We start from the raw sequence: 10,964 nt of genomic DNA, 5'->3' as shown, positions 1-10,964 counted from the left end.
GGCGCCGCCGCGGCGGCCTGTGCGGACTTCGCGAGCCGGGCCGATGCGGCGGGCGGGAGCGGCCCGGCGGGCGCCGGCGCGGAGCACACGGTGGTCGTCGGCGTTTCGGCGCCCGCCGGGCTGGCCTCCGTGGCCGTGGCCTTCAAGCAGGCCGAACAGGCGCTGTCCGTCGCCCGCCGCCGCGGCCGTGCGCTGGTCGAGCACGAGGACGTGGCCTCCGGCTCGGTGCTCCCGCTGCTGGCCGACGAGGCGGTGCGCGCCTTCGCGGACGGGATGCTGCGCGCGCTGTACGAGCACGACGCGCACGGCCGCGGCGATCTGGTCGCCTCGCTGCACGCCTGGCTCTCCCGGCACGGGCAGTGGGACGCGGCCGCCGCCGACCTCGGCGTCCACCGGCACACCCTCCGCTACCGGATGCGGCGGGTCGAGGAGATCCTCGGCCGGTCGCTGGACGATCCGGACGTGCGGATGGAGCTGTGGCTGGCGCTCAAGGCGACGGCGACCGTGCCCCCGGTCCGGAGGGACCAGGGGCGGTCCCGGAAGGACTGACTCCCGGAGGGGCCGGGCTCCGGAGGGGCCGGTGCCGCGTCGGGACCCCGGGGCGTCGGGACCTCAGGGTGTCAGGACCTCAGGAGCAGTACTGCTGCTCCTTGCCGATCGAGCGGTACATGCAGTCGGCGTTCTCCAGCAGCAGCAGGACGGCTTCCTCGTTGCGGCTGGTCTCCCGCTCGATCACCTCGTCGGGCGGGTAGAAGCCCTCACGCCCGTTCGGGCCGGGGTACATCTCGAAGGTGTAGCTGAAGATGCGGTGCTCGGCCCACAGCCAGTCGTTGATCGTGCCGTCGGTGATGTACAGGTCGCTGGACTGCTGGGGGGTGTAGCCGTTGGACGCGGCCATCGCCCTGCCGACGGTGGCGAAGGCGTTCCGGTCGTCCTGGGTGAGCCCCGGGGCGGTGTCGCTGTAGGTGTAGCCGTACGGCCACAGCACCAGCTCGCTGTAGGTGTGGAAGTCGATGTGCGCCTTGATCTGCTGCTGCCCGCCCACCACGCGGCTGCGGACGAAGTCGGCGACGACCTTCACCTCCGGTGCGGAACCGGCGGACGGACCGCGGTAGGTGGAGCTGGAGGGGCTGGAGGAGGATCCGCCGCAGCAGCCCCACTTGTAGTACCAGTTGCGGTTGAGGTCGGTCCCGACGTAGGAGGAGCCGGAGTTGGGCTGGCGGTTCTTGCGCCAGCTGCGGTAGGTGCCCGAGGCGATGTCGTACTCGCCGCCGTCGGGGTTCACGTCCGCGACGACCCACAGCTCGCGCGCGTTCACCATCCGGGTGATGCGGGAGTCGCTGCCGTACCGCTGCCCGAACTCCCGGATCACGTAGAGCGCCATCTCGACGGTCAGGTGCTCGCGGGCGTGCAGGTGGTGGGTGAGCAGCACCTCCGGCTCGCTCTCGTCGGCGGAGACGTTGTCGCTGATCTTGACGGCGACGATGTCGCGGCCCTGGTAGGTCTTGCCGATGACCTTCTTGGCCATGATGGACGGGTACTTCCGCACGTACCCGTCGATGGCCGCCATGGTCTCGGCGTAGTTGTGGTAGCCGGAGTCGCTCGGCGGGTAGTCGAGGGTGCTCGCCCCGTCGCTCCCGGCTCCCCGCTGCGGGGGAGCGGGCAGCGCGGTGAGGCGGTGGCCGGCCTTCCGCAGCTTCTCGGCCTGCGCGGCGTCGGCGGTGACCACCACCGAGTGCTCGCGCACCGCGTCGACGGCCGCACCCGTACGGGCGATGGCCGTGCGCTGCTGGACGCCGGTGATCCCGGCGATCTCGTACTGCCGCTCGCCGGCGGGGGTGGCCCGCCGGCCGTCGTCTCCGGGAGCGGCGGTGGCCTGCGTCCCGAGCGGAACGGCCAGTGCGAGGGTGAGGAGGAGGGCGGCGGTGAGGGTCCGCCGCCCGTGAGGACGTCTACGCATCGCGTCTCCTGGGGTGTCCAGTTCGACGGGTGGGGGTGGTGCGTTCCGTGCCGTGTCATGGTCGCGGCAAAGTGGCGGGCGGGCAAGCGGGCCGTACCTGCCAAAGCGGTGCGCGGAACAACCCGAGTGATACGCGCCGGACAAGAGTCCCGTACGGCCCGGGCCCCTACGGTGGTGCCAGGAGCCGGCCGCGCAGCAGCCCGGCCCCGACCACCACCTCCACCGCTCCACCACTTCGGAAGGGCCGGGATACGCAGTGACCACAGCGACTTCCCCACACGCGTTCTGGCTCGCCGGCCGCGAGGCGACCGGCGACGAGACCTTCGAGGTCACCTCGCCCTGGGACGGCCGGACCGTCGGCACCGTCAGCGTCCCCACCGAGGCACAGGTCGAGCAGGCCGTGGCCGCCGCGGCCGAGGCGGCCGCGCAGTTCGCGGCCACCCCCGCGCACGTGCGCGCCGCCGCCCTGGACCACGTCCACCGGCGGCTGGCCGAGCGCGCCGAGGAGATCGCGCAGCTGATCTCCGCCGAGAACGGCAAGCCCGTCAAGTGGGCCCGCGGCGAGGTCGGCCGCTGCGTTTCGGTCTTCCGCTGGGCCGCCGAGGAGGCCCGCCGCTTCAACGGCGGCACCGCGCAGCGGCTGGACACGGACGCGGGCGGGACCGGCCGCCTCGCCCTGACCCGCCGCTTCCCGCGCGGACCGGTGCTGGGCATCGCGCCGTTCAACTTCCCCCTCAACCTGTGCGCCCACAAGGTCGCCCCGGCCATCGCGGTCGGCGCGCCGATCATCCTCAAGCCCGCTCCGGCCACCCCGCTGTCCGGACTGCTCATCGGCGAACTGCTGGCCGAGACGGACCTGCCGGCCGGTTCCTGGTCGGTGCTCCCCGTGCCCAACGACCGCATGCCGTCCCTGGTGGCCGACGAGCGCCTGCCGGTCATCTCCTTCACCGGGTCCGGCCCGGTGGGCTGGTCCATCCTGGACGCGGTGCCCCGCAAGCGCGTCACGCTGGAGCTGGGCGGGAACGGCGCGGCCGTCGTACTGGCCGACTACTCCTCCGACGCCGACCTGGACCACGCCGCGCAGCGCATCGCGACCTTCTCCAACTACCAGGGCGGCCAGTCCTGCATCTCCGTCCAGCGCGTCATCGCCGACGCCTCGCTCTACGACCGGCTGGTGCCCAGGGTGGTCGAGGCCGTCGAGGCGCAGGTCACCGGCGACCCCGCCGACGACGCCACCGACGTCGGCCCGCTGATCAGCGAGGACGCCGCGAAGCGGGTGGAGTCCTGGGTCGACGAGGCGGTCGCGGCCGGCGCGAGGCTGCTGGCCGGCGGCAAGCGCGACGGCGCCTCGTACGCCCCCACCGTCCTCGCGGACGTGCCCGCCGACGCCACGGTCTCCTGCGAGGAGGTCTTCGGACCCGTGCTGACGCTGACCTCGGTCGACGGCGAGGAGGCCGCCTTCGCCGCGGTCAACGACTCGAAGTACGGCCTGCAGGCGGGGGTCTTCACCCACGACCTGCAGGCGGCCTTCCGCGCCCACCGCGCCCTGGAGGTCGGCGGCGTGGTCATCGGCGACGTGCCCTCCTACCGCGCCGACCAGATGCCCTACGGCGGCACCAAGGAGTCCGGCGTCGGACGCGAGGGCGTGCTGTTCGCCATGGAGGACTACACCTACGAGCGGGTGATGGTCCTCACCGGCCTGGACCTGTAGCCCCTCCGCTCCGGCTGCCCGGCTGCCCGGCCGCCCGGGCGGCCGCCGCGGCCCGGCCCCGGAAGGAGGACCGGGCCGCGGCGCGGACCCGCCTGTCGTCAGGTGGCTTCGGCGGAAGAGGGACCGCCGAAGCCCAGACGGGCCAGTCTGAGGGAGCCGCGCAGGGCGACGCGCAGATCGCGCACGCCCGAGGGCGGATCGTCCAGGGCGGCCCGCACGGTGGTGTAGGCGTAGCGGTCGCCGGTGCGGGGGACGGCGAGACGGGCCAGGACGCGGCCTTCGCCGTCACCCCCGCCACCCTCGCGGCCGCCGTCCGCGATCAGCACGATCTCCGCCTCGCCCGGCTCGGCGCGGGCGGCCACCACCGTCACGGAACCGGCACCGGTTCCGAAGTCGCAGTCGTGGAAGACCAGTTCGGCCGCCCCGGAGCCGGCCGGGGCGACCGCGTCACCGCGCTCCCGGCTCAGGTCCACCAGCTCGGTGCCGCTCTGCTCGTCGTAGTCGGCGGCCCGGATGTCGCCCACCGGACGCGGGGCGCCGGGCTCTCCGTCGACGCGGAAGGCCGCGCTGCGGCGGATGTCGGCGCTGGAGGCGCCGATGTCGGCGGCGTAGGAGCCCGGGGCCACCCGCCACCGCCCGTGGGCCACGTCCCAGAAGCCGAGGGCCCGGGAGACCGGGACGGTGAACTCCACCTCCCGCGACGCGCCCGGGTCCAGCCGGACGCGGCGGTGGGCCGCCAGCGCGCGGTGCGGGCGGGGCGGCCGGCGCCCGCCGATGCCGCCGGCACCGGCGGCGCGCACGTAGAGCTGTACGACCTCGTCGCCCGCCACCGCGCCGGTGTTGGTCACCGCGCAGCGGACGGTCAGCGTCCCGCCGTCGCAGGAGACCTCCGGCTCGCCGTAGCCGAAGGAGGTGTACGACAGGCCGTGGCCGAACGGATAGAGCGGTGTGCCGTCGAAGTACAGATAGGTGGTGCGCGCGCCGATGACGTCGTAGTCCAGCAGACCGGGCAGATCGGCGTCGTCGGCGTACCAGGTCTGCGGCAGCCGCCCGCCCGGTGACACGTCGCCGGCCAGCACGGCGGCCAGCGCCTCCCCGGCCGCCTGCCCGCCGTGGGCGGTCCACAGCAGGGCGGGCAGCTCCTCGTCGGCGTCGCCCACCGCGTACGGATAGGCGGAGGTGAGCACCAGCGCGGTACGCGGGTTGGCGGCGCGGGCCGCCCGCCACAGCCGGTCCTGCTGCGGCGGCAGGGCGAGGGTGGCGCGGTCCTCGGTCTCGCGCCCGCCGATGTGCGGGTCGTTGCCCGCGACGACGACCACCACGTCGGCCTCCAGAGCGGCGGCGCGCACCTCGTCCTCGCCGCGCCGGACGGTCTCCACGGCGAACACCGTGCCCGGCCCGCCGCCGGCGGCAACCCGGACGCCGTCTGCGGCGACTTCCACGTACCGGCCCGTCCCCCGGTGCCTGAGGAGGTGTCCGCCGTCGTGGGGCTCCAGCTCGAAGGTCTCCTGGACCACCCAGCCGCCCGGCTGCTTGGCCGAGGCGCGTACGAAGCCGTCGTCGGCGACCGACAGGTAGCGGCCGCAGCCCGCGCGCAGCGTCAGCACCCCGCCGCCCCAGTCCACCAGCGCGAACTCCTCACCGGCCTCGGCGCTCACCGTCAGCGGCGGCAGATCGGTGCGGCCGCGCAGCAGCGCCGGGTCCAGCGCGCCACCGGCCGCCGGGTCGCCGGACTCCCGCCCACCGGGGCCGACCCCGGGCACGGCCAGCCGGCCGCCGGAGCAGCGCAGCCGCACCCGGTCGGCGCCCTCGGCGTACACCACCCGGTCCGCGCCGAACCGCTCCCGCAATCCGTCCAGCGGGGTGGAGCGGCGCAGCAGCGCGCCGCTGTACCAGTCGAGCTTGCACTCGTCGGCCAGCAGCCCGACGACCGCGACCCGCACCCCGTCCGCCAGCGGCAGCAGACCGTCGTTGCGCAGCAGGACGATCGCCTGCTCGGCGGCCTCGCGCGCCAGCTCCCGGTGCCCGGGGGTGTCGAACGCGGCCTGACCGTCGAACGGTTCGGGGTCGAACTCGCCCAGCGCGCACCGCATCGCCAGCAGCCGCAGCACCGCCGCGTCCACGTGCTCCCGCCCGATCAGCCCGCGCTCCAGCGCGCCGCGCACCCGGGCGGTGATCCGCGAGGAGTCCTCGCCGTGGTCGGTGAAGCTGTCCACCCCGGCGCGCAGGGCGGCGGCGGTGGCCTCCTCGTGGGTGCCGAAGTAGCCCTGGGAGCCGGCCAGGTTGCTGGGCGCGCCGGCGTCCGAGCACACCACCAGGTCGTGGTCGCACCAGGTGCGCAACTGCTCCGCCAGCAGTGGCGAGAGGTGGTTGGGGCGGCCGTTGACCAGGTTGTACGCGGGCATCACCCCGGCCACCGCGCCCGCCTCGACGGGGCCGCGGAAGGCCGGCAGCTCGTACTCGTGCAGCACGCGCGGGCGCACCGAGGCCGAGGAGGTGTCGCGGTCGGTCTCGTTGTTGTGCGCCAGCCAGTGCTTGAGCGCCGGGGCGGTGCGCCAGCGCGCGGGATGGTCGCCGCGCAGGCCGCGGGTGTAGGCGGTGGCGATCGCGGCGGTCAGATGCGGGTCCTCGGAGTAGCCCTCCTCGTTGCGCCCCCACAGCGGATGGCGCAGCAGGTTGACCGTGGGCGACCAGACGTTCAGCCCGACGCGCGGGTCGCGCTCCCGCATCGCGCGCACCTCCCGCCCGACGGCCTCGCCCACCCGCCGCACCAGCTCGTCGTTCCAGGTCGCCCCGAGCCCGACGGCCTGGGGGAAGACGGTGGCCGGACCCATCCAGGCCACGCCGTGCAGCGCCTCCTGGCCGGTGCGGAAGGCGGCGACGCCCAGGCGCTCCACGGCGGGGGCGAACTGGTGCAGCATCGCGACGCGCTCGTCGGGCGTGAGCCGCGCCAGCAGGTCGGCGGCGCGCTCACGGGCCGGCAGCGCCGGGTCGCGGAAGGGCGGCTGGTCGGTGCTCACGTGCGGAAGGTCCCCTCCGGGAGATGGGCGGCGGCCACCGCGCGTTGGATGCGCTCGGCGGTGCGTGCGGTGATGCCTGCGGTGATGTGGCAGTGCGCGATTCGAAGCGCTTCGATGCTGGCGGGGCACCGGGGCGGGTGTCAAGGAGCTGAACGGCGGACAACCGTCCGGACCCGTGAACTACCTGTATCCACGCCGCTTCCGGCGCTTCGATGTTTCTTCGCCCCGGCCCTTGCGCGGTATGACCCTCGCACTTAATCTCGGCGCAACATCGAAGCGCTTCGACCGACCTGCCCGACCGGCGGGGCCGCACGCCGGCCGTTCGCCCCGTCCGTCCCGCCGATGCGCCGCCACGAAGGGTTGCCGCCATGTCCCAGACCACCAGCCCCAGCCGGAGAACCTTCCTCGCCTCGACGGCCGTCGCCGCCGCGGCGGTGGGCGGCGTACCGCTGCTGTCGGCGTGCTCCTCCGAGGGCGGCGGCAACCGCAACGAGGGCACGACGACGAAGAAGGACGCGGCGAAGATCCTCCCGGCGTACGTCGCCTCCGAGGTCGTCGAGCCCGACATCCCCGGCGAGAACGGCTCGCGCCCCGGCTTCACCGGCAAGGCCGAGCCGTACGACGCGCTGCCCGCCTCCGTCCCCGAGAAGATGGGCGGGGGCGGCGAGATCGCCATCATGAGCCCGCTGTGGGGCACCCCGCCGAAGAAGGACTGCGCCTACTACCGGGCCGTCGACGAGGCCATCGGCGTGAAGGTCGACTGGCAGACCCAGGACGGCAACACCTACGGCGAGAAGCTCGGCGCCGTCCTCGCCTCCAGCGGCATCCCCGACATGGTGGTGATCCCCAGCTGGGAGATGCAGGGCAAGATCCCCAGCGCCATCGACAGCCGCTTCGCCGACCTCGGCCCGTACCTGTCGGGCGACGAGGTGAAGAAGTACCCCAACCTCGCCGCGATCCCCACCGCCGCCTGGCAGATGTCCATCTTCGGCGGGAAGCTGAAGGGCCTGCCCATCCCCGCCGGCGCGGTCGACATCATCATCCCCTACTACCGCCAGGACGTCTTCGAGGACAAGGGCTGGGAGGTGCCCACCGGCCCGCGGGAGTTCACGGACCTCGCCAAGGAGATCACCGCGCCGAAGTCCAAGGTGTGGGCCTGCGAGGACATGAAGTGGACGGCGTTCAACATCTTCGGCGTGCTGCCGGACAAGCCGTACTGCTGGCAGTGGCGGGGCGGGAAGCTCGTCCACCGCATCGAGACGGACAACTACCTCGAGGCGCTGGAGTGGACCCGCAAGCTCTACGCCGCGGGCGTCGTCCACCCCGACGCCAGGACCGGCCAGGGCGACGCCGGCACCCGCTTCACCGCCGGCCAGTCGATGATCACGAACGACGGCAACGCCAAGTGGTACGGCTGGACCTTCGAGCAGAGCGGGCAGAACCCCGACTTCCGCGTCCAGGGCATGGACATCTTCGGCCACGACGGCGGTGACCCGCAGCTGTACTTCGCCAACCCGGCCGGCATCTGGGCCTTCATCAACCGCAAGGCGTCCGAGGAGACGGTCCAGGAGTGCCTGGCGATCGCCAACTTCGCCGCCGCCCCCTACGGGACGAGGGAGAACCGCCTGGTCAGGTACGGCGTGGAGGGCACACACCACACGCTGAAGGACGGTGTGCCCACCAAGACCGGGCAGGGCGTCACCGAGGTCCAGGACACCTACTTCTTCACCGCCAGCGCCGAGGCCGTCGCCGCCTTCCCCGACCACCCGCAGGTGGTGCGGGACTGGTGCGGCTGGCAGCAGCGGATGGGCGCCTTCATGAAGAAGCCGCTGCTGTACGGGATGCAGGTCCGCGAACCCAACCGCTGGGCCAACCTGGGCGACCAGTTCGAGGACCTGGAGAACGACGTGGTGCGCGGCCGAAGGAAGGTCTCCGACGTGCAGAAGGCCGTCGAGGACTGGCGCCGGGCCGGCGGCGACGACCTGCGCGACTGGTACCGGAAGCTGATCGAGGACGCCGGCGAGTCCGCCGCCTGACGCACCCGCGCACACAGGCCCCCGGCCCGGTGGTGCGGCGCCCACCGCGGCGCACCGCAACACCGCACCGCCGGACCGGGGCCGGAACGACGCTGACGAGGAGAGTCCCGTGTCCCACAGCACGGCCCCCGGCGAGGCACCGGCCGGCGGCACCGGTCCCACCGGGATGGCCCCGGCACCCCACCTGGCACCGGTCGCCCCGGCCGACTCGCCCACCGCGGACGGGAACCCGCCGCACGGACGCGGGAGCGGCACAGGCGGCACAGGCGGCGCGGGCGGGGGCCGCGGGAAGCCCAAGGCATCCCCGCCCCCCGGCGGCATCACCCGGCGGCACCGGCTGCGCCGCGACCGCGCCCTGGTCCTGATGACGCTGCCCGCCCTGCTGCTGGTCCTGGTCTTCGCCTACGTACCGCTGCTGGGCAACGCCGTCGCCTTCAAGGAGTTCGACCCATACCTCGGCGACTCCTTCACCGAGTCCTTCGCCCTCAGCCCCTGGACCGGCGGCGAGAACTTCCAGCGGATGTGGGAGGACCCCTACTTCTGGTCGGCGGTCGAGAACACCCTGCTGATCTTCCTCATCCAGCTGGTGTTCTTCTTCCCCGTGCCCATCCTGCTGGCCCTGCTGATCAACAGCGTCATCAGCCCCCGGGTGCGAGCCTGGGCACAGGGCGTGCTCTACCTGCCGCACTTCTTCTCCTGGGTGCTGGTCATCACCGTCTTCCAGCAGATCCTCGGCGGCGCCGGGATCATCGCCCAGACCATGCGCGAGAGGGGCTGGGGCGGCGGCTTCGACCTGATGACCGACCCCGGCTTCTTCAAGTTCCTGGTCACCTTCCAGGCCGTCTGGAAGGACGCCGGCTGGGGCATCATCGTCTTCCTCGCCGCGCTGGCCGCCGTCAACCACGAGCTGTACGAGGCCGCCGCCGCGGACGGCGCGGGCCGGTGGCGGCGGATGTGGCACGTCACCCTGCCCGCGCTGCGCCCGGTGATCGCCCTGCTGCTGGTGCTGCGCGTCGGCGACGCCCTCACCGTCGGATTCGAGCAGATACTCCTGCAGCGCACGGCGGTGGGCACCGGCGCGGCCGAGGTGCTGGACACCTACGTGTGGAACGTCGGCCTGGAGAACGGCGACTTCGGCTACGCGGCGGCCGTCGGCATCGTCAAGGGCGTCTTCGGACTCTGCCTGGTGCTGGCCGCCAACAAGACCGCCCACCTGCTGGGCGAGCAGGGGGTGTACAAGAAATGAGCGTGCTGACCGAGGACCGCGAGACGGAGGGCGCCGGCGCCCGGATGCGCCCCGCCTGGGAGGAGCCGCCCAGCGGTGTCGGCACCGCCGCCAAGGGCGCGGTACTGGCCGTGGCCTGCCTGGCGATCCTCTTCCCGCTGTGGATCGTGGTCGTCACCAGCCTGTCGTCGGCCGAGACCATCCGCCAGGCCGGCGGCCTGGTGGTGGTGCCCGACGGCATCACCTTCGAGGCCTACCGCGAACTGCTCTCCGGCGGCCAGGTCACCCGGGCCACCGTCATCAGCGTCTGCGTCACCGTCACCGGCACGCTGTTCAGCATGGCCGTCTCGGTGCTGTGCGCCTACGGCCTGTCCCGTCCGGGCTCCTTCGGCCACCGGCCGATGCTGATGACGCTGCTGGCCACGATGTTCTTCGGTGCCGGGCTGATCCCCACCTACCTGCTGGTGCAGTCCCTCGGCCTGATCGACACCTACGCCTCACTGATCCTGCCCAGCGCGGTGAGCGTGTTCAACATCCTGGTGCTGCGGGCGTTCTTCATGAACACCGCGCCGGAGCTGATCGACAGCGCCCGCATCGACGGCGCCGGGGAGTTCCGCATCCTGTGGCGGATCGTGATGCCGCTGTCGAAACCGGTGCTGGCGGTCATCTCGCTGTTCTACGCGGTCGGCTACTGGAGCGCCTGGTTCAACGCCTCCATCTACCTCAACGACCAGACCAAGATGCCGCTCCAGGTGGTGCTCAACCAGATCGTCCTCAAGGGCGAGCGCCCCACGGGCATGTCCCAGATCATCAACACCGGCCAGATCCACACCCTCTCGGTGCAGATGGCCGTCATGGTGCTGGCCCTGGTACCGGTCGCCGTGCTCTCGCCCTTCGTCCAGAAGCACTTCAAGAAGGGCATGCTCATCGGCGCCGTCAAGGGCTGACCGCGGACCGCCGCACCCACCTCCGGACCGATCCGACCCCCACCACCACCGCGCACGGGCGGCCG

7 protein-coding genes are annotated in these 10,964 nt (G+C 73.0%); 5 read left to right on the top strand and 2 right to left on the bottom strand.

All coding sequences use genetic code 11. From position 1 onward, the window contains the following. On the top strand, positions 1 to 549 hold a 549-nt coding region (locus ACLIYP_RS12505), incomplete at its 5' end, for a PucR family transcriptional regulator (protein ID WP_412713212.1). Positions 550 to 628: 79 nt separating this feature from the next. On the opposite strand, the gene ACLIYP_RS12500 is transcribed toward ACLIYP_RS12505, so the two are convergent. Beyond that, complete coding sequence (locus tag ACLIYP_RS12500) at positions 629 to 1,960, bottom strand: M14 family metallopeptidase (protein WP_412713211.1); 1,332 nt, start codon at positions 1,958 to 1,960, stop codon at positions 629 to 631. Positions 1,961 to 2,216: 256 nt separating this feature from the next. Here ACLIYP_RS12500 and ACLIYP_RS12495 point away from each other — a divergent pair, with 256 nt between their 5' ends. Further along, on the top strand, positions 2,217 to 3,671 hold the full coding sequence (locus ACLIYP_RS12495) for an aldehyde dehydrogenase family protein (protein ID WP_412713210.1): 1,455 nt from the start codon (positions 2,217 to 2,219) through the stop codon (positions 3,669 to 3,671). Positions 3,672 to 3,769: 98 nt separating this feature from the next. On the opposite strand, the gene ACLIYP_RS12490 is transcribed toward ACLIYP_RS12495, so the two are convergent. Beyond that, complete coding sequence (locus ACLIYP_RS12490) at positions 3,770 to 6,691, bottom strand: glycoside hydrolase family 3 C-terminal domain-containing protein (protein ID WP_412713209.1); 2,922 nt, start codon at positions 6,689 to 6,691, stop codon at positions 3,770 to 3,772. Between the two features lie 368 nt (positions 6,692 to 7,059). On the opposite strand from ACLIYP_RS12490, the gene ACLIYP_RS12485 reads away from it, so the two are divergent. The 3 genes from ACLIYP_RS12485 to ACLIYP_RS12475 all read left to right on the top strand — a co-directional run bounded on the left by ACLIYP_RS12485 (position 7,060) and on the right by ACLIYP_RS12475 (position 10,899). Next, on the top strand, positions 7,060 to 8,727 hold the full coding sequence (locus tag ACLIYP_RS12485) for an extracellular solute-binding protein (protein ID WP_412713208.1): 1,668 nt from the start codon (positions 7,060 to 7,062) through the stop codon (positions 8,725 to 8,727). Positions 8,728 to 8,836: 109 nt separating this feature from the next. After that, a complete protein-coding gene (locus ACLIYP_RS12480; protein WP_412713207.1) occupies positions 8,837 to 9,973 on the top strand; it encodes an ABC transporter permease in 1,137 nt (378 codons plus the stop codon). Next, positions 9,970 to 10,899, top strand: a complete 930-nt coding sequence (locus ACLIYP_RS12475) for a carbohydrate ABC transporter permease (protein ID WP_412713206.1) — start codon at positions 9,970 to 9,972, stop codon at positions 10,897 to 10,899. The genes ACLIYP_RS12480 and ACLIYP_RS12475 overlap by 4 nt, the downstream gene beginning before the upstream one ends. Positions 10,900 to 10,964 lie beyond the last annotated feature (65 nt).

Source organism: Streptomyces nanhaiensis, from assembly GCF_046614825.1.
Taxonomy (GTDB): domain Bacteria; phylum Actinomycetota; class Actinomycetes; order Streptomycetales; family Streptomycetaceae; genus Streptomyces; species Streptomyces radiopugnans.
The sequence above is the reverse complement of the archived record's forward strand: the minus strand, read 5'-3'. Positions and strand labels throughout refer to the sequence as shown.

Excerpts from the sequence above, each read along its gene's own strand:
- ACLIYP_RS12485 (WP_412713208.1), top strand. The coding sequence starts at position 7,060 with ATGTCCCAGACCACCAGCCCCAGCCGGAGAACCTTCCTCGCCTCGACG.
- ACLIYP_RS12475 (WP_412713206.1), top strand. The coding sequence starts at position 9,970 with ATGAGCGTGCTGACCGAGGACCGCGAGACGGAGGGCGCCGGCGCCCGG.
- ACLIYP_RS12500 (WP_412713211.1), bottom strand. The coding sequence starts at position 1,960 with ATGCGTAGACGTCCTCACGGGCGGCGGACCCTCACCGCCGCCCTCCTC.